The sequence below is a fragment of the Microvirga thermotolerans genome (assembly GCF_009363855.1).
Lineage (GTDB): Bacteria > Pseudomonadota > Alphaproteobacteria > Rhizobiales > Beijerinckiaceae > Microvirga > Microvirga thermotolerans.
This window is the reverse complement of sequence record NZ_CP045423.1, coordinates 1,183,290-1,207,423: the sequence shown is the minus strand read 5'-3', so window position 1 is coordinate 1,207,423 and position 24,134 is coordinate 1,183,290. Positions and strand designations below refer to the sequence as shown.

18 protein-coding genes are annotated in these 24,134 nt (G+C 70.3%); 8 read left to right on the top strand and 10 right to left on the bottom strand.

The window, feature by feature from the left end; translation table 11 throughout:
• Positions 1-41 precede the first annotated feature (41 nt).
• Positions 42-1,610, bottom strand: a complete 1,569-nt coding sequence (xseA, locus tag GDR74_RS05570; protein ID WP_152585375.1) for an exodeoxyribonuclease VII large subunit — start codon at positions 1,608-1,610, stop codon at positions 42-44.
• Positions 1,611-1,762: 152 nt separating this feature from the next.
• Here xseA and purD point away from each other — a divergent pair, with 152 nt between their 5' ends.
• From purD to GDR74_RS18480, 3 genes are all read left to right on the top strand, one after another.
• Positions 1,763-3,040, top strand: coding sequence for a phosphoribosylamine--glycine ligase (gene purD, locus GDR74_RS05565; RefSeq protein ID WP_152585374.1), 1,278 nt, complete (start codon positions 1,763-1,765; stop codon positions 3,038-3,040).
• 53 nt (positions 3,041-3,093) lie between these two features.
• Positions 3,094-4,002, top strand: coding sequence for an alpha/beta hydrolase (locus GDR74_RS05560; RefSeq protein ID WP_152585373.1), 909 nt, complete (start codon positions 3,094-3,096; stop codon positions 4,000-4,002).
• Positions 4,003-4,089: 87 nt separating this feature from the next.
• Positions 4,090-5,760 carry a calcium-binding protein gene (locus GDR74_RS18480; RefSeq protein ID WP_152585372.1) on the top strand — a complete coding sequence of 557 codons (1,671 nt, stop codon included), beginning with the start codon at positions 4,090-4,092 and terminating at the stop codon, positions 5,758-5,760.
• A 12-nt stretch (positions 5,761-5,772) separates the two neighbouring features.
• Here GDR74_RS18480 and GDR74_RS05550 read toward each other — a convergent pair whose 3' ends face one another.
• Positions 5,773-6,255 (bottom strand): nucleoside deaminase, encoded by a 483-nt coding sequence (locus tag GDR74_RS05550; protein ID WP_152585371.1) that lies wholly within the window; start codon positions 6,253-6,255, stop codon positions 5,773-5,775.
• Between the two features lie 40 nt (positions 6,256-6,295).
• Here GDR74_RS05550 and GDR74_RS05545 point away from each other — a divergent pair, with 40 nt between their 5' ends.
• Together GDR74_RS05545 and rsmD are read left to right on the top strand one after the other, a co-directional pair.
• Complete coding sequence (locus GDR74_RS05545) at positions 6,296-8,008, top strand: pseudouridine synthase (protein WP_152585370.1); 1,713 nt, start codon at positions 6,296-6,298, stop codon at positions 8,006-8,008.
• 13 nt (positions 8,009-8,021) lie between these two features.
• Positions 8,022-8,579: a 16S rRNA (guanine(966)-N(2))-methyltransferase RsmD gene (gene rsmD / locus GDR74_RS05540; RefSeq protein WP_152585369.1), complete on the top strand. Its 558-nt coding sequence runs from the start codon at positions 8,022-8,024 to the stop codon at positions 8,577-8,579.
• A gap of 13 nt (positions 8,580-8,592) precedes the next feature.
• Here the strand turns inward: rsmD and GDR74_RS05535 are convergent, their stop codons facing one another.
• Positions 8,593-9,402 (bottom strand): hypothetical protein, encoded by an 810-nt coding sequence (locus tag GDR74_RS05535; RefSeq protein WP_152585368.1) that lies wholly within the window; start codon positions 9,400-9,402, stop codon positions 8,593-8,595.
• A gap of 802 nt (positions 9,403-10,204) precedes the next feature.
• On the opposite strand from GDR74_RS05535, the gene GDR74_RS05530 reads away from it, so the two are divergent.
• Together GDR74_RS05530 and GDR74_RS05525 are read left to right on the top strand one after the other, a co-directional pair.
• Positions 10,205-11,245, top strand: a complete 1,041-nt coding sequence (locus GDR74_RS05530) for a zinc-dependent alcohol dehydrogenase family protein (protein ID WP_152585367.1) — start codon at positions 10,205-10,207, stop codon at positions 11,243-11,245.
• A gap of 141 nt (positions 11,246-11,386) precedes the next feature.
• The gene (locus GDR74_RS05525) at positions 11,387-12,133 is read left to right on the top strand and encodes a hypothetical protein (RefSeq protein ID WP_152585366.1); all 747 of its coding nucleotides are present in this window, start codon (positions 11,387-11,389) and stop codon (positions 12,131-12,133) included.
• 194 nt (positions 12,134-12,327) lie between these two features.
• Here the strand turns inward: GDR74_RS05525 and mutL are convergent, their stop codons facing one another.
• The 7 genes from mutL to ileS form a co-directional block, all read right to left on the bottom strand.
• Positions 12,328-14,169, bottom strand: coding sequence for a DNA mismatch repair endonuclease MutL (gene mutL, locus GDR74_RS05520; protein ID WP_152585365.1), 1,842 nt, complete (start codon positions 14,167-14,169; stop codon positions 12,328-12,330).
• A 392-nt stretch (positions 14,170-14,561) separates the two neighbouring features.
• Positions 14,562-15,881: a glucose-6-phosphate isomerase gene (locus GDR74_RS05515; RefSeq protein ID WP_152585364.1), complete on the bottom strand. Its 1,320-nt coding sequence runs from the start codon at positions 15,879-15,881 to the stop codon at positions 14,562-14,564.
• A 137-nt stretch (positions 15,882-16,018) separates the two neighbouring features.
• Positions 16,019-17,299 (bottom strand): M16 family metallopeptidase, encoded by a 1,281-nt coding sequence (locus GDR74_RS05510; protein ID WP_152585363.1) that lies wholly within the window; start codon positions 17,297-17,299, stop codon positions 16,019-16,021.
• A gap of 151 nt (positions 17,300-17,450) precedes the next feature.
• Positions 17,451-18,782, bottom strand: a complete 1,332-nt coding sequence (locus tag GDR74_RS05505) for a M16 family metallopeptidase (protein ID WP_152585362.1) — start codon at positions 18,780-18,782, stop codon at positions 17,451-17,453.
• 204 nt (positions 18,783-18,986) lie between these two features.
• On the bottom strand, positions 18,987-19,625 hold the full coding sequence (locus GDR74_RS05500) for a hypothetical protein (protein ID WP_152585361.1): 639 nt from the start codon (positions 19,623-19,625) through the stop codon (positions 18,987-18,989).
• A 92-nt stretch (positions 19,626-19,717) separates the two neighbouring features.
• Positions 19,718-20,170, bottom strand: a complete 453-nt coding sequence (gene lspA, locus GDR74_RS05495; RefSeq protein WP_152587662.1) for a signal peptidase II — start codon at positions 20,168-20,170, stop codon at positions 19,718-19,720.
• A gap of 188 nt (positions 20,171-20,358) precedes the next feature.
• Entirely contained in the window at positions 20,359-23,319 is a 2,961-nt protein-coding gene (ileS, locus tag GDR74_RS05490) for an isoleucine--tRNA ligase (protein WP_152585360.1), read from the bottom strand.
• A 300-nt stretch (positions 23,320-23,619) separates the two neighbouring features.
• Here ileS and msrB point away from each other — a divergent pair, with 300 nt between their 5' ends.
• Positions 23,620-24,126: a peptide-methionine (R)-S-oxide reductase MsrB gene (gene msrB, locus GDR74_RS05485; RefSeq protein WP_152585359.1), complete on the top strand. Its 507-nt coding sequence runs from the start codon at positions 23,620-23,622 to the stop codon at positions 24,124-24,126.
• Positions 24,127-24,134: the final 8 nt, after the last annotated feature.

The following is a 24,134-nucleotide window of genomic DNA, read 5'->3' as shown; positions in this document are numbered from 1 at the left end:
TGTCGAGATAAGGGCGCCGGGGGCGGGTTTGCAATGGCGGATCAGAACAGGGCGCCCTGCTCTTCCGCGACGGCCTTGGGCCGGGGCGCCTTCGGCCTGAGGCCGCGACCGCCGGTCGCCTGCGCCGTGCCGTCGGCGAATTCCAGCACCAGGGCCTGCCCGTCCGCCACCTCCTCGGCGGAGCGCAGGGGCTGGCCGTCCGCGTCGCGCACCAGGGCGAAGCCGCGCGCCAGGACGGACTTGTAGTTCAGGCTGTCGAAGAGCTGCCCCAGGGCTTCGAGGCGCTTGGCCTTGCGCTCGACCTGCCCGGCAAGGGCGGGGCCGAGGCGCTCCGAGACCCGCCGGACGAGGTCGGACGCCTGGGCGATGCGAATGCGCTCGGCGCGCAGGAGGGTTTCCCGCGCCACCACGAGCCGCTGCCCCGCCTGCTTCAGGGACTCGCCCCGCTGGACGAGGGCGCGGCTGACGGCGAGGTACGGGCGCTGCCCCACCGCGTCGAGCTTGGCCCGCATGGCCGCGACGCGGGCGACGGGCGACACCTGCGAGAGGCGGCGCGAGAGATCGAGCAGCCGCGTCTCGTGGTTGCGGGAGTTGCGCGAGAGGGCGGGCAGGAGCCTGGCGACGGCGAGGTCGAGCCGCTGGCGCTTCGGGGCGAAGAGGGCGTCCGGCGCAGGCAGCGCCCGGGCGGTGGCGCGCAGGTCGGAGCGGCGGCGGTCGAGGATGCGGAAGACCGATTCCACGTGCCGCCGGGCGAGATCGTTGACGCCGGCCATGAGCTCGACCCGGACCGGCACCACCATCTCCGCCGCCCCCGTGGGCGTCGGCGCCCGCCGGTCGGCGGCATGGTCGATCAGGGTCCAGTCGGTCTCGTGCCCCACGGCGGAGACCAGCGGGATCGCGCTCTCCGCCGCCGCCCTGACGACGACCTCCTCGTTGAAGCCCCACAGGTCCTCGATGGAGCCGCCGCCGCGGGCGACGATGAGCACGTCGGGCCGGGGGATCTTCCCCTTCGGGTCCAGGGCGTTGAAGCCGCGGATGGCGGCGGCCACCTCGGCGGCGCAGGTCTCGCCCTGCACGCGCACCGGCCAGACGAGCACGTGGCGGGGGAACCGGTCCTCCAGCCGGTGGAGGATGTCGCGGATCACCGCGCCGGTGGGCGAGGTGACGACGCCGATCACCTGCGGCAGGTAAGGCAGGCGGCGCTTGCGCTCCTCGGCGAAGAGGCCTTCCGCCGCGAGCCTGCGGCGGCGCTCCTCGAGGAGCGCCATGAGGGCGCCCACGCCCGCCGGCTCCAGGGCGTCGACGACGATCTGGTAGGTGGACTTGCCGGGAAAGGTGGTGATGCGCCCGGTCGCGATGACCTCCAGCCCCTCCTCCGGCCTGATCTTGAGCCGCGAGAAGGTGCCCTTCCAGATCACCGCGTCGATGCGGGCGCTCTGGTCCTTGAGGCAGAAATAGGCGTGGCCCGACGAGTGCTGGCCGCGGAAGCCCGAGATTTCTCCCCGCAGCCGCACATATCCGAACGCCTCCTCCAGGGTGCGCTTGAGGGCGCCGGCCAGGTCGGAGACCGTCCATTCCGGCGCGTTCGAGGGGGCTTTGTCGGGCGTCATGATCGCGACCCTAATCCGTTCGGCCGGAGTCTGCAAAGGGCCCGGGAGGACCTGCGCACAGCCATCCGGTCGCAGTGCGAAGCCTCCGCCCTTCCGGTTGATGGGCCTCCGGCGTCCGTTTAAGAGCAGCCTGTCATCACAGGACGGCAGGCATGAACATCCTTCTCATCGGATCCGGCGGGCGCGAGCATGCGCTCGCCTGGAGCATCGCGGCGAGCCCTCTCTGCGACCGGCTCTTCGTCGCGCCCGGCAATCCGGGCACCGCGCAGCATGGGGAGAACGTCGCCCTCGACGTGGCCGACCATGCGGCCGTGATCGCATTCTGCCGCACGAACGGAATCGACTTCGTGGTGGTCGGCCCGGAGGCGCCGCTGGTGGCGGGCCTGGTGGACGACCTGACCGCCGCCGGCATCAAGGCCTTCGGCCCCACGCGGGCCGCCGCGCAGCTCGAAGGCTCGAAGGCCTTCACGAAGGATCTCTGCGCCGAATTCGGCATCCCCACCGCCGCCTACCGGCGCTTCACCGACGCGGAAGCCGCCAAGGCCTATATCCGCAGCTACGGCGTGCCGATCGTGGTGAAGGCGGACGGGCTCGCCGCGGGCAAGGGCGTGGTGGTCGCCGCCTCCTTCGAGGAGGCGGAGGCCGCCGTCGACGCGATGCTCGGAGGCGCCTTCGGCGAAGCCGGGGCCGAGGTGGTGGTGGAGGCCTTCCTCGAAGGCGAGGAGGCGAGCTTCTTCGCCCTGTGCGACGGCACGACCGCGATTCCCTTCGGCACCGCGCAGGACCACAAGCGCGTCCACGACGGCGACGAGGGACCGAACACGGGCGGCATGGGCGCCTATTCCCCCGCCGCCGTGCTGACGCCGGAGATCCAGGCCCGCGTGCTGCGCGAGATCGTCGAGCCGACCCTGGCGGGCATGCGCGCCCGCGGCATGCCCTACAGGGGCATTCTCTATGCGGGGCTGATGCTCACGAAGGACGGGCCCCAGCTCATCGAGTACAACGTGCGGCTCGGAGATCCGGAGACCCAGGTCCTGCTGCCGCGCCTGAAGTCCGACCTCCTGACCGCCTTCCTCGCCGCCTGCGACGGCCTTCTCGACAGCGTGTCGCTGCAATGGCGGCGGGAAGCGGCGCTCACCGTCGTGATGGCCGCGAAGGGCTATCCCGGCCCGGTGGAGAAGGGCTCCGAGATCCGCGGCATCGACGCCGCGGAGGCCTTGGAGGACGTGATCGTCTTCCATGCGGGCACCAGGCGGGACGGCGACAGGATCGTGAGTCACGGCGGGCGCGTCCTCAACGTCACGGCCTTGGGATCCACGATCACCGAGGCGCAGGAGCGCGCCTACGCGGCGGTGTCGCGCATCGACTGGCCGGAGGGCTTCTGCCGGAGCGACATCGGCTGGCGCGAGGTGGCGCGCGAGCGGGGCTGACGAAACGCGCCCCCTCCCCTAGATGGAGGGGCAGACCGTTTCCGGAGGGGCCCATGAGCGACGATCTTTTCCCCGGCTTCCAGTCCCACTGGATCGACACGGAGGCCGGGCGCATCTTCGCACGCTCGAAGGGCGACGGCCCTCCCCTCGTCCTGCTGCACGGCTTCCCGCAGACCCATGCGATGTGGCATCGCCTCGCCCCGGCGCTCGCCGAAACCCACCGGGTGGTGTGCATGGACCTGCGCGGCTACGGCTGGTCCACCGCGCCGCGGGGCGACGCCGCGCACGAGACCTATTCCAAGCGCGCCATGGGCCGCGACGTGATCGCGGTCATGGAGGAGCTCGGCGCCGTGCGCTTCGCCGTCGCCGGGCACGACCGGGGCGCGCGCGTCGGCTACCGGCTCGCCCTCGACCATCCCGGCCGGGTGGAGAGGCTGTGCCTCCTCGACATCCTGCCGACCGCCTACGTCTGGGCGCAGATGAAGGCGGGCCGCGTGCCGGAGGCCCACTGGGGCTTCCTCTCGAGGCCCTATCCCCGGCCGGAGGAGGAGATCGGCCGCGATCCCATCCCCTATTTCGAAGGGCTGATGAAGCTCTGGTCCGCGCCGGGCGACCTCTCGCCCTTCGACCCGCGGGCGATGCGCGCCTATCGGGAAGGCTTCAACGAGCCCTCGCGCATCCATGCCTTCTGCGAGGATTATCGCGCGGGCGCGACGCGGGACATCGAGGCGGACGAGGCGGACCGGGCGGCGGGCCGGACGATCCAGTGCCCCGTGCAGCTGATCTGGAGCGACTTCTACCTCGTGAGCGGCACGAGCGGCGAGGCGCAGCACCCGCTCGACATCTGGCGCTCCACCTTCGCGCCGGACATCACCGGCACCGGCGTCTCGTCGGGCCACTTCGTGGCGGAGGAGATGCCGGGCGCGACGCTTGCGGCGATGCGGGAGTTTCTGGCGGCGTAATTTTTCGACCGCACCCTGTGCGTCAGAGCACATGAGACGGGCTTCGCGATCGACTATTGATTCAATATATCGTTCATAAGCAGCGCCATGCCAACTCTCCCGCACTTCATCAACCTGTCCACCTTCGGCTCCAGCTCCGACATCACCACGCTGGCCGACGGAAATTTCCTGGTCGCCTGGACCGATTTCGACGCCCAAGGAACGGGCTATGTCTACACGGCCGTCTACAAGCCGGACGGGACGGCGCTGCGCCCCGCAACACTTCTCGCGCGCCTTCCCGAAAGCAGCATAGGCTCCGTGCAGGCCGCCGCCTTGTCCGACGGGCGGACCGTCGTCGCCTGGTACAAATCGGATTCGAACGGCGCGGTCCTGGAGGCCCAGGCACTGGACCCTGCCCATGAACCGGTCGGGAGCGTATTCACCGTCAGCGACAGCAATGTGGCCAATCCGGAGATGGTGAACGTGCAGGCCACCGCGAACGGTGGTTTCACGGTGCTGTACCGGGGCATCTACTCGCAGACGGCTTCCCTGTTCGGAGAGGCCGTCACGCCGAGCGGCAACACCTGGTTGCGCGAGGCGTACCGCGTTCACGATTTTCCTAACGACGAGCGGGTGGCAACGACGATGCTCCCGAACGGGACCGTCGTGGCTGTCGCGGCCGTGGACGGAACGATTGGCCTCATCCATCTCGACGGCGATCAGCCGACCATCAGCACGGAGCTCGCGAGGACAGGGGTCGCGACGGAGGTTCATCCCGGCGTCACCGCTCTCGGAAACGACCGGTGCGTCGTGGTCTGGGAAGACGTGAACAACGGTCAGCCCGTGTTTCGTGCCCAGGTCTTCGTGAACAGCGACGCCGGGGTCGTCGCATCCGGAGATCCCATGCTGTTCTCACGCCCGGCAGGGACGGTGACGGGTACTCCAGAGATCACGCTCCTGGCGGGCGGCGGCTTCGCTCTGACGTTCCAGATCAAGGTCAACAGCCAGGACGACGTTTACGTTGCTGCCTGCAACGCCAATGGAACCGTCGTTCAGGACACGGTTTCGGTCGGCACCTCGACGGCGGGCGACCAGTACAACCCCGAAATCATCGCCCTCTCGAACGGAGCCTTCGTCGTCAACTGGAACAACCAGGACAGCCAGGGCGCCAGAATCAGGGCCGAGATCTTCGGCGTGGCAGGAACCGACGTGCCCGACACGCCGGGCTCACCAGATACACCCGACATACCGGATACCCCGGAGTCACCCGACGTGCCGGCCTGGACGCCGTCCGCCGGCAACGACAGACATACCGGCGGAGATCAGGACGATGTCCTCGATGGGCTCGGCGGCAACGATTATCTCGACGGCGGGGCCGGCAACGACCGCATGACAGGCGGCCTCGGCAACGACACGCTTGCAGGCGGCCTCGGCAAGGACGTGCTCACGGGGGGAGCGGGCGCCGACGTCTTTGTCTTCAACGCCGTCGTCGCGAAGACGAAGAACACGAACATCGACCGGATCGTCGACTTCAGGCCGGTGGACGACACCGTGCATCTGGAGAACGCGGTGTTCAGGAAGCTGAAGGCCGGCACCCTGAAGAAGGATGCGTTCCACATCGGCACGAAGGCGCACGACGCCTCCGACCGGATCGTCTACAACAAGACGAACGGCAAGCTGTACTACGACGAGGACGGCTCCGGCGCGAAGCAGGCGATCCATTTCGCGACCCTGTCCGCCAAGCTGAAGCTGGCCGCGAACGACTTCTTCGTGACCTGAACGCGAAGCCTCTCACCGCCGCTCTTCGAAGAACGCCCTCAGCAGCTCCGCCGCCTCGCCCTCCCGGATGCCGCCGTAGACCTCCGGGGCGTGGTGGCATGTGGGCTGCCGGAAGAAGCGGACCCCGTTCTCCACCGCACCGCCCTTCGGGTCGGCGGCCGCGAAATAGACCCGGCGGATCCGGGCGAAGGAGATCGCGGCGGCGCACATGGTGCAGGGCTCCAGGGTCACGTAGAGGTCGCAGCCCGTCAGGCGCTCGTCGTCCAGGGCCTCGCAGGCGCGGCGGATGGCGAGGATCTCCGCATGGGCGGAGGGGTCGCGCAGGGCGCGGGGCGCGTTGCCCGCCGAGGCGATCACCCGCCCGTCCTTGACCACGGCCGCCCCCACCGGCACCTCGCCGCGCGCGGCCGCCGCCCGCGCCTCCGCGAAGGCCGCGCCCATGGGGTCGGGCCTGGCGGATGCGGAATCGCGCCTGTCGGGGCCGGGTTCGTCCATTGTCCTCGCTTCTCTCCTTCTCCTCTGCTATCAGGCTCCCATGACCGACAGCAACGACGAACGTCGAAAGGGCCGCCCGTCCGGGCGCTCCGATCGAGGCCGCACCTCCGGTGACCGGCCCTTCAAATCCCGCAAGGAGGGCGACCGCCCGCTCCGCTCGCGCGGCGGCGACGCCCCCTGGACATCCCGCAAGGGCCCGGAGAAGCCTTTCCGCGGCCGTGGCGGCGACGAGCGCCCGCGCCGGCCCGCCCCCCATCGCGAGGCCCCTGCCGAAGCCCAGCCTGCCGAGCCCGCGGAGGAGCGGATCGCCAAGGTCATCGCCCGCGCCGGAGTCGCCTCCCGGCGCGATGCGGAGGCGATGATCGCGGAAGGGCGCGTGACCCTCAACGGCACGGTGCTCGATTCTCCCGCCGTGAACGTGAAGCCCTCCGACAGGATCGCCGTGGACGGGGAGCCTCTCCCCGCCAAGGAGCGCACGCGCCTGTGGCTCTACCACAAGCCGCGCGGTCTCGTGACCACCGCCCGCGACCCGGAGGGCCGCCCCACCGTGTTCGAGAACCTGCCCGAGGACCTGCCCCGGGTGGTGGCCGTCGGCCGGCTCGACATCAACACGGAAGGGCTGCTGCTCCTCACCAACGACGGCGGCCTCGCCAAGGTGATCGCCCACCCCGACACCGGCTGGCTGCGCCGCTACAAGGTGCGCGCCCACGGGGACGTGACCCAGGCGGACCTGGACCGGCTCAAGGACGGCGTCACCATCGACGGCATGGAATACGGCCCCATCGAGGCCCGGCTCGACCGGGTGCAGGGCGACAACGTGTGGCTCACGCTTGGCCTGCGCGAGGGCAAGAACCGCGAGGTCAAGCGCATCCTCGAGCATCTCGGCCTGCAGGTGAACCGGCTGATCCGCCTGTCCTTCGGCCCCTTCCAGCTGGGAGACCTGGAGCCCGGCCTGGTCGAGGAGGTCCGCACCAGGGTCCTCAAGGACCAGCTCGGCACCGCGCTCGCGGCCGAGGCCGGCGTCGATTTCGAGAGCCCCGTGCGCGAGCCCATCGCGCCCTTCGGCTCGCCGAAGAAGGAGCGCGCCGAACCCGGCGAGCGCCGTGACGAGCGGCCCTCCCGCTTCGGCCGCGACCGGGGCGAGGAGCGTCCGCGCCGCCGCCGGGACGAGGACGAGCGCCCCTTCCGTCCCCGCGAGGGCGGCGACCGGCTTCACGACCGGGAGGAGGAGCCGCGCAAGCGCCCCTCCCGCCTGGAGCCGAAGCGCAGCGTCTGGCGCGCGGACGAGACGGAGGAGCCCCCTCACCGCAAGGCACCCCGCCGCGGGCTGGACCCGAAGGCAGTGCGGGCCGCCAGCGCGGAGCGCCAGCGCCAGCGCGTCGGCGCCATCGCCACCGGCGAAGGCCGCAAGGTGGTGGTCGAGCGCCTGGTGAGCGAGCCCCGGGAGGAGCCGCCCGCACGTCCCCGCAAGAGCTTCGGCCGCCCGGCCCCGGGCGGCGAGGACCGGCCCCGCCGGCACTTCGGCGGCAGCGAAGCCCCGCGCCGCGAGCGGGACGAGCGGCCCTTCAAGCCGCGCCGGGGGGAAGGCCCCGCCCGTCCGGGCGGAAAGGGCCGCCCCGGGGAGGCCCGCGGCGGCTTCAAGGGCGGACGCAAGAACGACGGGCCGAGGAGCGGCGGGCCGAGGAGCGGCGGACCGAAGGGCGGCGGGCCGAAGGGCGGCGGGCCGAGGGGCGGGCCGCGCGGCCGCCGCTGAGGGGGATTGAGCGATGAGAATCGTGGGCGGGCGCTGGCGCGGCCGCTCGCTCAAGGGGCCGAGTTCGGACGCGATCCGCCCGACCTCGGACCGCCTGCGCGAGACGATCTTCAACATTCTCCAGCACGGCTACGACGATCCCGTCGAGGGCGCGCGCGTGCTCGACCTGTTCGCCGGCACCGGCGCCATGGGGCTCGAGGCGCTTTCGCGCGGAGCGGCCTTCGCGCTTTTCGTCGATGACGGGGCGCAGGCGCGCGGCATCATCCGCGAGAACGTGGAGACCCTCGGCGCGGGCGGCGCCACGCGCCTCTTCCGCCGCGACGCGACCCGCATGGGCGCGGCGGCCCCGAACGCCCCCTTCTCCCTCGTGTTCTGCGACCCGCCCTACGGCAGGGACCTGGCCCCGAGGGCCCTCCGCTCCTGCGCCGAAGGCGGCTGGCTCACCCCCGATGCTCTCGTGGTGGTGGAGGAAGCCCAGGGCGTCGACATCGCCCTGCCGGAGGGTTTCGCGGAGATCGAGCGGCGGGACTACGGGGAGACGAAGGTGGTGTTCGGGCGGTTTACGAAGTGACGCCCTGGCCGCATCACGCTGCGTTAACGCGCTTCCTCGCGAACCTTCGGGCGCTCCAGCCCAGGACCCGGCCGAGGACAAGGGCGATGCCGGTACCGGCACAGGACGAGATGAACCAAAGCTCCAGGGTCAGACCGCCTACGATCGCCACATGGAGATTGACCAGCGAGGCGAAACAGAGCCCCGCGAGACCGGCAAGGAACGCCATCGCTCGCACGAGCGAAGAAGATCCAGGCTGTGCCGGTTTCGAGCGGAACCTGACGAGGAACAGGGACCCCAACGCCGCAAGCCCGACCATGAGAAAGATGACGATGCGCCTTTCGCCGGCGAGGCTCAAGCTGGCGATCCAATACTCCGCGAAGGTCGCCCCCCTCGGAGCAAATCCCCAACTGTCCGCCCCGTCTTCGAGATCCCAGTCGTCCGTGCGATCATAAGGTGCGGCTTCCGGCTGCAAGGCCCCTTGCCGGAACGTTGAGGGATCCAGATCCAAGGCCTGCCCGGACGAAAGATCGACAATCGAACAATCGTGATCCCGATTGCAGGAAACCGCATAGGCCTGCGCTTTCGGGCCTCTCGCGACGAGGCGCCGGTGTCGGTCGACGACGATTGGCCTGACCGGATCGGGGCCAAAGATTCCGTCCCCGTTGAGGAGACGAACCTCTCCCATCTCACCGCTCGGGAGCCGGATCTTCTCCACTTGCGTGAAATAGGGGCGGTGCGCCGATGCAGGCCCCGTCAGGGCCGCCGTGCAGATGAACGCAAGCACCAAGGTCGCTCGGTAGCTCATGCCGAGTTTGTCGCCGATGGGGAGAGGTCCCTTCACCTTCGTATTCGAAGAGGGTAATCGCGGGCAAGGTGCGCCCGCAGCAATGTTCCGCTTTCGTTCTTGACAGCGGCGCCAAGCTCGGCTATATCGTGACGCATCCCGTCCCGCCGAGGGGCGCGCTCGCGAGGCGTCGCCGAATGCGGGGACGGGACCGGTCCCGCGCCCGCGCGCCACGCACGCGCCGGCCGCGGGCGGCCCCGGCACCGCCGGGGCTCCGGGCCGTCCGGCGCCGCCGGCGTTCGTCAACGCCGCCCCGCGTCCGGGCCATCCCCGGAGCCTCCGCCGCCGGTCCGCCGGAAAAGAACCGGGCGCGATGACGCTGCGGCTCATTGCCTTCACCCCTTCCTTCCCCCGAGCCGGAGCGACCCTCGTGCCCCCTCGACCCCGCCGCCCCTCCGGGCCCACGCGCCCGGAGGACGCGGCGGCGTGCGTGCTTCTCACGGCTCATCTCCGGCGGCATGGCCGGGCCGGTCCGGTCGGACGGCGGTGCGCGGGAAGCGCGACGCGTTCCCTCCCCCGCCGATCACGCGTCGCCCCGGGATCGGCTCTTCCGGTGCGCAAGTCGGGACCACCCGGCTTGCGAAGGGGAGGGGCAGGGGCGCGACGGCGCTGCCCGTGCCCTCCGCGATCCGCAGGCGGGCAAGGCTGCGCAGCGCTTCGCGGAAACCTCCGGGACCGGCGGGGAAGGCCGCGTCCTGCCTCTCGCGTCATTCGGGGCATTTGCGGGGCATCTGCGGGGCATTTGCCCCTCCGTCACCCGCGGGCTAAACCACCCTCGCATGAAGAGGAAGGACCTTCCATGAAAGCCGTCGTCTACGAGCAGTTCGGCCGGCCGCCGCGCGTGCAGACCGTGCCGGATCCGGCGCCCTCCCCCGAGGGCGTGGTGGTGAAGGTGGAGGCGACGGGGCTGTGTCGGAGCGACTGGCACGGCTGGATGGGGCACGATCCCGACATCGTGCTGCCGCACGTGCCCGGCCACGAGCTGGCGGGCACCGTCGTCGCCACGGGTGCGCGCGTCACCCGCTGGAAGGCGGGAGACCGGGTCACCGTTCCCTTCGTCGCCGGCTGCGGCCATTGCCGGGAATGCCATTCCGGCAACCAGCAGGTCTGCGAGCGCCAGTTCCAGCCGGGCTTCACCGCCTGGGGCTCCTTCGCGGAATACGTGGCCCTCGACCGCGCGGACCTCAACCTCGTCGCGCTGCCGGAGAGCCTCGACTTCGCCACCGCCGCGAGCCTCGGCTGCCGGTTCGTGACCTCCTTCCGCGCCGTGGTCGACCAGGCCCGCGTGAAGCCCGGCGAGTGGGTGGCGGTGCACGGCTGCGGCGGCGTCGGCCTCTCCGCGATCATGATCGCCGCCGCCATGGGCGCGAACCCGGTCGCCGTCGACATCGCGCAGGACAAGCTCGACCTCGCCCGGGCGCTCGGCGCCGTGGCGACGGTCCGGGCCGCGGACGGAGCGGACGTGGCGGAGGCGGTCCGGGAGATCACCGGGGGCGGCGCCCATGCCTCCATCGACGCCCTGGGGCACCCGGCGACCTGCTTCAACTCCATCGCCAACCTCCGCCGCCGCGGCCGCCACGTGCAGGTGGGGCTGATGCTCGGCGAGCATGCGAGACCGCAGATCCCCATGGACAAGGTCATCGCGCACGAGCTCGAAATCTACGGCAGCCACGGGATGCAGGCCTTCCGCTACGACGCGATGATGGCGATGATCGCGGCCGGCCGGCTCGCGCCGCAGCGGCTCGTCGGGCGCCACATCGCGCTCGAGGAGGCGCCCGCGGCGCTCATGGCCATGGACCGCTTCGAGGGCACCGGCATCGCCGTGATCACCCGCTTCTGAGGCACCGCCCGACCGGGGCTTGCAACGCCGCCACAGGACCGGAAAGTGTGCGGCGGCACCGCGATCTTTCCGTTGCGGCGCCATGGAAATCGGCTATGGAACTCCGGGCCGCCATCGGCCTCGAGCGTCGGTGCCGTTCCCATGATCGGGCGTCTTGTCCTGCTCGCCGCCGCGAGCCTTCTCATCGCCGCGCAGGGCACGCGGGCCCAGGGCGCGCCGATGCCGCTCTGCCCCGGCTCCGCCGCGGCGATGCGCGGACATGCCCTCCTGCGCGCCGCCGTGAAGGCCGCCTATCCCAATGTCCCCGAGCGCAGGGACGATCCCGACGACCCGGAGCCCGATCCCTGCGTCCATCCCTACCAGGCGAACGCCTTCGGCGACGCGGTGGTCCTGTTCACCTTCAGCCAGAAGCCGGGCGACGCCTGCCACGGCTGCGGCGCGAAGATCAGCGCCACGTTCCTGCGGCGCGACGGGGATCGCCTTGTCACGGTGGCGCATCACCACGAGTTCACCGAAGCCGGTTCCTGGGGAGACGTGACCGCCATCACGCCCGTGCGCGTCGGAACGGACGACGGCATCGCGGTGGAAGGCGGCGGCACGTTCCAGGGCGAGACCACGAGCGTTCTCCAGGTCTTCGTCTTCCGCAACGGCGAGGCGGTGCGGATCGGCCCGGAGGACGGCATCGTCCTGTCCCACGACACCTGCGGCGCGGGCACGGCCGGCCGCTCCTGCACCGCCCTCAAAGGGTCCTGGACCATGGACGCCGCGGGACGCCTGACGGTGAGCTATCGCGGGAAGAAGAACGGCCGTTCCTCGACATCGACCGTCGTCTACGAGCGCAGGGGCGACGCCCTCGAGCCGGTATCCGGCACGCCCCTCGCGTTCTAGGGACGGTCCGTTCCGAAGAATTCCGAAGCCTCCGCTCCGTCATTCCGGGGCGCCGCAGGCGAGCCCGGAATCCATAACCACCGGCATCTCGGAACGAAGAGCCATGGCAGCCGTTGCGCCCGGTCCGGCATCGTCAGCGGCTATGGGTTCCGGGCCTGGCCCTTACGGGCCATCCCGGAATGACGGGGCTTGGCCTAGCGCCGGCCGAACAGGCGCTCGATGTCGGCGAGCTTCAGCTCCACGTAGGTGGGGCGACCGTGGTTGCACTGGCCGGACAGGGGCGTGGTTTCCATCTCGCGGAGGAGCGCGTTCATTTCTTCGGGCTTCATGCGCCGGCCTGCGCGCACCGAGCCGTGGCAGGACATGCGGGAGAGCACCGCGTCGAGCCGCTCCTCCAGGGGAGTCGAAGCCCCCTGCCCCCACTCGGCGAGAGCGTCGGCCACGTCCTGCACCAGGGCCTTGATGCGCCCGCCCGCCAGCGCCGCGGGCACCTCGCGCACGAGGATCGCGCCGGGACCGAACGGCTCCAGCACGAGACCGAGGCTCTCGAGCGTGGCGGCCTCCGCCATGACCCGGTCCGCGTCCACCGGGTCGAGGTCCACCACCTCGGGAATCAGCAGGAGCTGACGGGCGATGCCCGAGGCGGCGCGCTCGCGCTTCAGGCGCTCGTAGACGAGGCGCTCGTGGGCCGCGTGCTGATCGACGATGACGATGCCGTCCTGCGTCTGGGCCACGATGTAGGTGCCGTGGATCTGGGCGCGGGCGGCGCCGAGGGGCGCATGCTCGGCGCCCGCGTCCGGCTCGGCGAAAGCGGCGCGGCTGTCGGCGGAGGGAGCGGCGATGTCGGGCAGGCTCGCCTGCGCTTCCGCGAGCCCCGCGCTCCGCAGCATCGTGTCGTGCGGGGCCTGCCAGCCCGCGAAGGCATGGGTATGCCGGAACGACGGCGCCCGGTGGGCCACGGAGACCGGCCGCACGGGCGGCGCCGCCTGCGGACGCAGGCTCTCCAGGGTGCGCGCGCCGCCGGTCGTCGCGGAGCGGAAGCCCGAGCGGACGATCGCCTCCTTCAGGGCCGCGACCACGAAGCCCCGCACGAAGGCGGGATCGCGGAAGCGCACCTCCGTCTTGGCGGGATGCACGTTCACGTCGACGGCACGGGGATCGCAGTCGATCATCAGGGCGAGGACCGGATGCCGGTCGGAGGCCATCACGTCCGCATAGGCGCCGCGCACCGCGCCGAGCAGGAGCTTGTCGCGCACGGGCCGCCCGTTGACCACGAAGTGGATGTGCGTGGACGTGCCGCGATGGAAGGTCGGCAGGCCCGCGAAGCCCGTGAGGCGCACGCCCTCGCGCTCCACCGCGACGGCCATGGCGTTGTCGTTGAACTCCGGCCCCAGCACCCGCGACAGGCGGCGGAGGAAGCCGTGCTCGCCCTCCGGCTCCGGGGGACAGGTGAAGGACGTGACGTGCTCGCCCGTGAGGGTGAAGCGGATGGTGGGATGGGCGATGGCGAGGCGCTTGACGACCTCCGCGACGGCCTGTGCCTCGGCGCGGTCGCTCTTGAGGAACTTCAGCCGCGCCGGGGTGGCGGCGAAGAGATCGGTCACCTCGACCTTCGTGCCCTTCGGCGCCGCCACGGGCCGCACCGGCCCCTTCACGCCCGCCTCGACCACGATGGCGGAGCCCGTCTCGGCCTCGGCGGTGCGGGTGGTGATGGCAAGGCGCGCCACCGCGCCGATGGAAGGCAGCGCCTCGCCGCGGAAGCCGAGGGTGCCGATGGCGAACAGGTCGCCGTCCGGGATCTTGGAGGTGGCGTGGCGCTCGACGGCGAGTTCGAGGTCCTCCGGCGTCATGCCCGCCCCGTCGTCGACGATGCGGATCAGGCGGCGTCCGCCCGCCTCGACGGCGATCTCGATGGAGCTCGCCCCCGCGTCGATGGCGTTCTCCACGAGCTCCTTCACGGCGGCCGCAGGGCGCTCGACCACCTCGCCGGCGGCGATGCGGTCGACGAGGACGGGATCGAGTCGGCGGACAGCCATGAGGCCCTTTAGATCTTCGAGAATCGGCTCATGACAATAAGGCGCGCGGGCAGGGCTTTCCAGAAGGCGCGACATTCATGCCCGCAGGAAGCGGGCTGGGTCCGGGATGTCCCTTGCAAGCGCGGGCAGCGCCGACGTGCCCTCTCCCCCCTTGCGGGGGGAGCCGGAGAGGGGGGTGCGGACGCCAGCCCCTCGGGGCGAGGCGCCAATCCGCCTCCCCTGGCCCCTCACCGCCGTCATCCCCGGCTCGTCCCGGGGATCCCGTCTTGGTGGCGCTGCCGTGAGAAGGCGTGGATGGCCGGGTCCGATCCCCGGATCGCGTCCGGGGACGGCCATGACGCGGCAGGAACATGATGAAAGGCGCGGCTTCCTCCTGCCGTGCCGAAGGCCCGTCACTTCGCCTGCGCGAGATACTGCTTGGCGAGGATCTTGCCCTCCTCCACCGCCGGCTGGTCGAAGGGATCGACGCCGAGCGCGTAGCCGGTGAGGATCGTCTCCAGCATGCCGTGCATGAGCAGTTCGCCCATGGCCCGCTCGTCGAGCCTGTCGATGTGGATGCGGCGGGTCGGGCGGCGGTTGCGGGCGAGCGTGTCGGCCGTGGCCCGTCCCTGCGCGGCCACGAGGTCGCCGATGTGCTTGCCGGCGAATTCCGCCGCGCCGGCGCGCTCCGCGAGCTTCGCGTCCATGACGGGCCCCTGCCCTTCGACGCCGGTGGTGATCACCGTGAAGAGCTTGTCGTTCGGACCCGCGAGATAGAGCTGGAGCTGGCTGTGCTGGTCGACCGGGCCGATGGCCGCCACCGGCTGCGAGCCCTTGCCATCCTTGCCGATGCTCTCCGCCCAGAGCTGCACCCACCAGCGGGTGTAGCGCTCCAGCCGGTCCGCATAGGCCATGGTGACGGCGATGTTCCTGCCTTCGAGGGCCATGGCGATGTTGAGGGCGGCGCCGACGGCCGCCGGGGTCTCGGCCGCGGGACGGCCTGCGCGGAAGGGTTCGTAGGCCTCCGCCGCACCTGCACGGACGGCGGCGATGTCGAGGCCGAGCACGGCGGCGGGCAGGAGCCCCACGTTGGTGAGCACCGAATAGCGCCCGCCGATGCCCGTGTGGTGATCGAGGAAGCGAACGCCCTCCGGTTCGAGCAGGTCGCGCAGGGCGTTCCGGGTCCCTGCCTTGCGCGGCTCCGAGAGGCCGAGGAGCGCATCGGCCGGGCGCGCCTTGAGGCCCGCCCTGTCGAGGGCGGAGAGAACCGCCATGGTCTGCATGAGCGTCTCGCCGGTGCCGCCGGATTTCGAGATCGCCACGAAGCGCGTCGAGGACAGCGGCAATTTGTGCAGTACCCGGTCGAAGGTGACGGGGTCGAGGTTGTCGAGGAAATGCACCCGCGGCCCGTCCGCGAAGCGCCCGGCGCCGGGCACGGCGTAGTCCTTGAGCTGCGCGAGGGTCTGCCCGCCCAGGCTCGATCCGCCCGTGCCGAGGAACACCACGTCGGTGGCGTCCCGGCGCAGCCACGACGCGGCCTCGCGGATGCCGTCGAGGTCCTCCGTGACGCGGGGCATGTGCAGGAGCGGCAGCCGCCCCGTCGCATCGTCCTCGGCAAGGCGCTTCATTCCGCGCCCGACCACCGCCAGCGCCGCATCGAGCGCGGTCCGCGGCAGACCGCCGTCGCCGATGTGGGATGCAAGGGCAAGATCGATCGATTGCTGAAGGGCCATCCGGATGCTCCGACTCGTCACACAGGGGGGAGCGAAACACTAGGGCAGAGAGGCGGCGGCGGCTAGGGTCGGAGGGCGCACCTTCAGGTGCGTCCCCCGAACGGCAGGGGAAACGGTGCGAAGCGGCCGCGCGTCTTCTAGAGACCCGTCGGGCGCCCGGCGATGACGGTGAGCATCCGGCCGTCGCCGAAGATGCGCTCCGCCGCGCCGGCGATGTCGGCGGTCGTCACCGCGGCGACGAGGTCGTTACGCCGGGCGATGTAGTCGACGCCCAGGCCCTCGAAGGCGATCTGCACGAGGGTGTGGGCGATCTTCGTCGAGGTATCGAAGCCCAGCGCATAGGAACCGATCAGATAGTCCTTCGCCTTCTGCAGTTCCTGCTCCGAGGGGCCCTCCTCCTTCAGGCGCATCATCTCGCCCGAGATCACGTCCAGCGCCTCGGCGACGCGCTCGTTCTTGGTGGCGGTGTAGCCCCAGGTCATCGCCGCGGCGCGGTAGCTCACGAGGGAGGTGCCGACGCTGTAGGCGAGCCCGCGCTTCTCGCGCACCTCCTGGAACAGGCGCGACGTGAAGGCGCCGCCGCCGAGGACGTGGTTGAGCACATAGGCCGGGATGAAGCCGGGGTCGCGCCACGGAATGCCCGGCGTGCCGAAACGGATCACCGATTGCGGCACGTCGAGATCGACCACATGCCGCACGCCGAGATTCTGCAGCGGGACGGGCTCGACGGGATTCAGGGGCCTGGCCTCCGGCAGGTCGCCGAACGCCTTGTCGAGAAGGACCGAGAGACGCTCCGCATCGATGGCGCCGACCACGGCGATCTTCACGCGGCCGCGCGCGAGGATCGCCCTGTGCATGGCGGCGAGGTCGTCGCGCGTGATCGCGGCGACGCTCTCCACGGTGCCGGAGGTCGGGCGGCCGTAGGGATGGCCGGGGAAAGCCTCCTCGAAGAAGCGGCGCGTCGCCATCACGCCCGGATCGTTCTGCTGGTAGCGCAGCCCCGCGATGGTCTGCGCGCGCACGCGCTCGATGGCGTCGTGGTCGAAGCGCGGCTCGAGCAGCGCCAGGCGCAGGAGCTCGAAAGCCTCGTCCGCATGCTTGACCAGGGTCTTGAGCGAACCGCCGATGGCGTCGTTGCCGGCATTGAAGGAAAGCTCGATGGCGCGCGCGGCGAGGCGCTCCTGGAAGGCGTCGGAATTGTAGGGGCCCGCGCCCTCGTCGAGCAGGCGGGCCAGCATCTGGGCCACTCCGGGCCTGTCCTCGGGATCCTGGGCCGAGCCGCCCTCGAAGGTGAAGGCGACCGCGATCAGCGGCACCACGTCGGATTCGACGTGCCAGGCCTCGACGCCCCGGGGGGACGTGAGAGTCTTCACCGTGGTCGGCGAGGCGGCGGAGCGGATGTCGGCGGAAGCGGTCATGATCGTCTCGTTGTGGCTCGAGCGGCTTGCGCCTCGATGGAATCGCAGGCCGCTCCTCAGTCCTTTGTGGGCCGCATCTTCGAACGGAAAGCCGGTTCCCACGTTCCCTGGAAATGCTCTCCGTCCCGGATGCGGCGCGGGCGGTGTCTCCTCAGGAGGCAGGCTTGCGCAGGTACCCCGTCACCGACCGGCGCGGGACGAGGTAGCGCTCGGCAGCCGAGGCGAGGTCGTCCTTCAGCACGGCCTCGATCTCCAGCGGCCAGCGGCGCACGTCTTCCAGGGTCTCGCCGATGGCGAGCGCCGAGCCGTAGATGCGGGCAAGCGAGGACTGGCTGTCGGTGGAATAGATGGTCTCCGCCACGAGGCGGGTCTTGGCCCGCTCGATGGCATCCGAGTCCAGCGCCTCCGCCGGGATGGCCCGCAGGGCGGCGTCCAGCGCCTCCTCCAGGTCGGGCAGCGACACGCCCTCGGCCGGAACCGCATAGACGCAGAAGCGGGTGTCCTCCATGGCGGATGACATGTACCAGGCGCCCGCATTCACCGCGAGGCCCTTCTCCAGGACCAGCCGGCGGTAGAGATAGGAAGTCGGTCCGCCGCCGATCACCTCCGCGAGGAGTTCCAGGGCATAGCAGTCCCGGTCTTTCGCCGTGCGGCAGGAGGGAACGAGGTAGAGGCGCTGGAGAGTGGGCTGCTCCACCTTCGGGTCCGCGACCGTGATGTGGCGTGCGGCGACCGGCTCCGGGTCGCGGGGGCGGAAGCGCACCGGGCGCGCCCCGCTCGGCGCGATGCGTCCGTAGGTGTCCTCGCTCAGGCGGCGCACCTCGTCGGCGGTCACGTCGCCCGCCACCACGAGGATGGCGTTCTCCGGGGTGTAGAAGCGGCGGTAATAGTCGAGCGCATGGTCACGGTTGAGCGTCTCGATCTCGTGCATCCAGCCGATGATCGGAATGCCGTAGGGATGGTGCACGAACAGGGCGGCGGCCATGGCCTCCGCGAGCTGGGCGGAGGGGTCCGTCTCGACGCGCATGCGGCGCTCCTCCAGCACCACGTCCCGCTCCGGCCCGATGACGCTCTCCTCCAGGAGGAGGTTGGTCATGCGGTCGGCCTCGAAGGCCATCATGGTCTTGAGGTGGTCGCGGGCGACGCGCTGGAAGTAGGCGGTGTAGTCGAAGGAGGTGAAGGCGTTCTCCTGGCCGCCGAGGCCGGAGACCACCTTCGAGAACTCGCCCGCCGGATGCTTCTCCGTGCCCTTGAACATCAGGTGCTCGAGGAAATGGGCGATACCAGACTGGCCGAGCGGGTCGTCGGCCGAGCCGTTGCGGTACCACACCATGTGGGTGACGACCGGCACCCGGCGGTCGGGGATCACCACCACGTCGAGGCCGTTGTCGAGGGTGAAGGAGGAAACGTCCGGCCCGCTGCCTTCGGTCCGCCCTTCCGAAGGGGTTCCGGTGCGCGGCAGGGGCTTCAGGGATGTGTCCATGACATTTCCAATCTTGTCGGCATCGCTGCGGCTCGAGGAGCCGGATTTTCAGGGGAATAATGCAATCGCAGGGCGACGCAAGCGGAGCAGCACACCTTTCGGGGGAGAGGCTTCTCCGAATTGCCGGCCACGCTTGCCCTTAAAACGACTTCAGGCGAAACGGGGGTCCGTTCGCCTGAAGGGAAAGCCGGGAAGAGCGCCGCCCTAGCGCTGCTGCTGCTGGCGGATGAAGGCCAGGGGGCTGTCGGGGTCTCCCACCGGGACCGGATCCGCCGAGGCTTTGAGCGGAGCGCCGCCCGCCGCCTTGAGGAGCCCTCCCGGCGGGTCGCTGAGATAGCGGCGCTCGAGCCCGCCGCCGGACAGCTTGACGTTGTCCTTGTCGGTGCTGAAGGCGCGCAGCTCGTCCGGGCTCATGACGCTCTTGTCCGCCTGGCGGCCGACCGGAGCGGGCGCGCCGCCCGAGACGTAGTTGTTCGGATCGCGGCCGGCGCGCATCTCCTCCACGGAAAGGCGCCTGCCCTCGGTGTTCTTGTAAAGCTCGGAGCTCGTATAGGGCGTGCGCGCCTCGGCGGCAGCCTTGCGGGCGGCGGCCACGTCCGGGTCCTTGGGCCAGTTGGCGTTGCGCGCCTCGGCCCCGCCGGCGACCGGGGGACGCAGCTCCATCTTGGGCGGCAGCACGAGCGGCGGGCGCTCGTTGTACTGGATGGGGGGCTTTTCCTTCGGGATGATGCCGATGCTGCCCAGCAGGCTCTTGACGGCCTCGCCCTCCTCCGCCGACGCCCCCGTGGCGGCGACGAGGAGCGCAAGCGCACCCGCGCAACCGATGACCTTCAATCCCTTCATGGCACCCACCGCTTGGTTGTTCCATTCTTGCCGGAACGCCTGATGGTTCTTTCTGGCGAACATAAGGCAGCCTGGCGTTCTCGCGCGCCCGGTCACGCCTTGCGGCGCTTCTCCAGCACGAAGGAGTCATAGAGCAATCCGGCCACCCCCGCAACGATGGCCGCATCGGCCACGTTGAACACGTACCAGGACCAGTCTCCGATCCGCAGCTGGATGAAGTCGAACACGGCCCCGTAGGCGAGCCGGTCGATCACGTTCCCCACGGCGCCCCCGACGATCAGGCCCAGGGAGGCCGCGAGGAGCTTGGCCGTCGTCCGCCGGATCCAGACCGAGAGGCCGGCCGCGGCCAGGACGGACACCGCGATGAGGATCCAGCGGCCGAGCTCCGTATGCTGCTGGAAGAGACCGTAGGAAATGCCCCGGTTCCACACCACGATCAGGTTGACGAAGGGGTTCAGGGCCACCGGCTCGCGGATGGGAAGCTCGTAGACGAAGAGCGTGTAGAGCTTCGTCGCCTGGTCGAGGACCAGGGTGAGAAGGGCCAGCGAGAAGCCGAGGCCGGCCGCGAGGGAGAGCGCACCCTTGCCCTTCCGGGCTCCCCTGCCCCCGGCGGGGCGCGTCCCCTTCCCGTTCCGCGGCGGGGCCCGCCGAGCCGGAGCGGGGCGCGCCGGAGCGTCCCCGTCGGGCGCGCCGGACGGGGGAAGCGGGGCGTCCGGTTCGCTGCCGCCCGCGCTCATTCCGCCGCCGTCCTCAGGGCGTCCCACTCCCGCAGGGCCGCGGCGTCGCGGGGGGTGACGTCAGGGTAGTCCGGGTCGCTGCCGACCTCGGGCGAGACCTTCCACGAGCGGGCGCACTTGCGGCCCGACGCCAGGGCGGGAACCACCGCCACGCCCTTCACCTCGTCGAGCCGGAAGGCCTCCGCCGGGCCTTCGCCCCGCTCCACGCGGATGCCGGAGGTGATGGCGATCTCCGCCAGGTCGAGTCCCTGCACGGCCTCGTAGAGGGCCGCGTCCGCGATGAACACCGTGGGCGCCGCCTCCAGGCTCGCGCCGATGCGCTTCTGCGCCCGCTCCACCTCGAGCGCGCCGGTGATGACGCGGCGCACCCGGCGGATCTTGGCCCAGCGCTCGGCGAGCGCCTCGTCCCGCCATTCGGACGGGATGGCGGGGAAGGTCTCCAGATGCACCGACTCCGCCTGCGGATAGCGGGCGAGCCATGCCTCCTCCGCGGTGAAGGCGAGGATCGGCGCGATCCAGGTCGCGACGGCGCGGAAGGTCTGGTCGATCACCGTCAGCGCGCTCTTGCGCACGTGGCTCGACAGGGGATCGCAGTAGAGCGCGTCCTTGCGGATGTCGAAGTAGAAGGCCGACAGGTCCGTGGTCATGAAGGAGTTGAGCAGGGCGACCACCCGCTTGTAGTCGAAGGCGCGGTAGGCCTCGCGCATCTCGCCGTCGAGCTCGGCGAGGCGATGCAGCACGAAGCGCTCCAGCTCCGGCATGGTGCGCGGCTCGATCCTGTCCGCCTCGTGGAAATGGGCGAGCGAGCCCAGCATCCAGCGGATCGTGTTGCGCAGCTTGCGGTAGGTCTCCACGAAGGTCTTCAGGATCTCCGGGCCGATGCGCAGGTCGTCGGAATAGTCCGACGCCGCCACCCACAGGCGCAGGATGTCGGCGCCCGATTCCTGGATGACCTTCTGCGGCGCGACCACGTTGCCGAGGGACTTCGACATCTTCTGCCCCTTCTCGTCGAGGACGAAGCCGTGGGTCAGCACGATGTCGTACGGCGCCCGGCCGCGGGTGCCGCAGCTTTCGAGGAGCGAGGAGTGGAACCAGCCGCGGTGCTGGTCGGAGCCTTCCAGGTACATGACCTGGTCGGGCCCGCCGTCGACCTTGCGGCGCACCTTCAGGTCCTCGCGCTTTTCCAGGGCAAAGGCGTGGGTGGAGCCGGAATCGAACCATACGTCGAGAATGTCGTCGACCTTCTCGTAATCGGCGATGTCGTAGCCGCCCGCCTTCAGGAAGCGGGCGCCGTCGTCCTTGTACCAGGCGTCGGCGCCTTCCTTCTCGAAGGCCTCCGCGATGGCGGCGTTCACGCGCTCGTCCTTGAGGATCTCGTTCGTCCCCTTCCGCACGAAGACGGCGATCGGCACGCCCCAGGCGCGCTGGCGCGAGACCACCCAGTCGGGACGGTTCTCGATCATGCCGGTGATGCGGTTCTCGCCCGCCTCCGGCACCCATTCCACGGTCCTGATCGCATGGAGCGCGCGCTGGCGCAGGGTGTCGCCCTCGCCGTCGAGGGGCTTGTCCATGGCGATGAACCATTGCGGCGTGTTGCGGAAGATGAGCGGCCCCTTCGAGCGCCAGGAATGGGGATACTGGTGCTTGAGCCGCCCGCGCGCGATCAGCGCCCCGACCTCGACGAGCTTGCGGATGACCGCCTCGTTGGCGCCCGCGTCCTTGCCCTTGTCGTCGTAGATCCGCTCGCCCGCGAAGAACGGCACGTCCGGATAGTAGGAGGAATCCGGAGCGACCGTGTGGGGAACCTCACGGGTGCCGCAGGCCTCGAACACGGCCTTGTGCTTCACGTAGGTGTTGTAGTCGTCCGCGCCGTGGCCGGGCGCCGTGTGCACGAAGCCGGTGCCCGCGTCGTCGGTGACGTAGTCGGCCGGCAGCATGGGCACGTCGAAGTCCCAGTAGCCGTTCGCGCCGGGAAGGCCGCGGAAGGGGTGGGCGCAGCGATCGATCATCACCGGCAGCACGTCCTTCACCCGCTCGTAGGCGGTCACGCGCGCGGCGGCAAAGACGTCGGCGGCGAGCTTGTCCGCCACGATGAGCCGGTCTCCCGCCTTCGCCCAGTTGTCGGCGGCCGCATCGGCGATCCGATAGAGGCCGTAGGCGATCTCGGAGCCGAAGGCGATGGCGCGGTTGGCCGGGATGGTCCAGGGCGTCGTGGTCCAGATCACCACCGAGGCCCCTTCGAGATCGACGTCGAGGGTGCGCACGATGGGGAACTTCACCCAGATCGTGGTGGAGGTCTTCTCGTGATACTCCACCTCGGCCTCGGCGAGAGCGGTCCTTTCCACGGAGGACCACATGACCGGCTTCGAGCCGCGGTAGAGCTGGCCGGAGACCGCGAACTTCATGATCTCGCGGGCGATCTGCGCCTCCGCGTCGTAGGACATGGTCTGGTAGGGATGGGCCCAGTCGCCCTCCACGCCGAGGCGCTTGAACTCCTCGCGCTGCACGTCGATCCACTTTTCCGCGAAGGCGCGGCACTCGCGCCGGAACTCGACGATCGGCACCTCGTCCTTGTTCTTGCCCTTGGCCCGGTACTCCTCCTCGATCTTCCACTCGATGGGCAGGCCGTGGCAGTCCCAGCCGGGCACGTAGTTGGAGTCGAAGCCGAGCATGCCCTGGGAGCGGACGACGATATCCTTCAGGATCTTGTTGAGGGCGTGGCCGATATGGATGTTGCCGTTCGCATAGGGAGGGCCGTCGTGGAGCACGAACCGGGTGCGGCCCTTCTGGACCTCGCGCAGGCGCTCGTAGAGCCTGATCTCGTTCCAGCGCTGGAGGATCTGCGGCTCGCGCTGCGGCAGACCGGCCCGCATGGGAAAGTCCGTCTGCGGGAGAAACAGGGTCTCGGAATAGTCGCGCGCGGGCGCGTCGGTCTTGTCGGCGGTCTTGTCTGACATGGCGGTCGAAAGTCTTTGTCTGTCCGCTGGCATGCGGGACGATCGGGCATCCGAAATCGGGTCGTATCGGGGCGAAAGGCGTCAATCCCGGACCTTCGCACTCAAGCGAAGGCCGGGCCGGTAATTCGCGGAACGCGGACGAAATTCCCGCCTGAAACTTGGAGGAGCACGGACATGCCGAGCCTTTTAGCAGCGTGAGGGCCGAGAATAAAGCGTGGCCGCGGCGGCGGGCGCTTCTTATTGCCGGCGGGAGGCCCCATATTGGGTTGCGCCTTCAACGACCAGAGCAAGGACCGCGCGATGGACCATCCGACCCCTGCCGCAACGGAGCGGCGTTCCAAGGCGGGCTTCGACCTCACCCCTCCCACCCGGGAGCAGTTCGAGCGTCTGGCCGCCGACCTCAACGACGAGGAGCGCCACGTCATCCTCGACCACGGCACCGAGCGCCCGTTCTGCGGCGTGTTCAATTCCGCCAAGGCCAAGGGCACCTATGGCTGCCGCCTGTGCGGCCTGCCCCTCTTCAAGTCGGGCGCCAAGTTCGAGTCCGGCACGGGCTGGCCGAGCTTCTTCGACCCCCTCGACCGCTCGCACATCGCCTTCGTGCGGGATACCAGCCACGGCATGATCCGCACCGAGATCCGCTGCGCCCGCTGCGACGGCCATCTCGGCCACGTCTTCAACGACGGACCGCCGCCCACCGGGGAGCGCTACTGCATGAACTCGGTCTCGATGCGCTTCGTCGCCGAGGGCGAGCCCCTGCCCGACCTCCTGGACCGCGGCTCGCCGGAAGGACGGCCCCTTCCCTGACCGGCCGC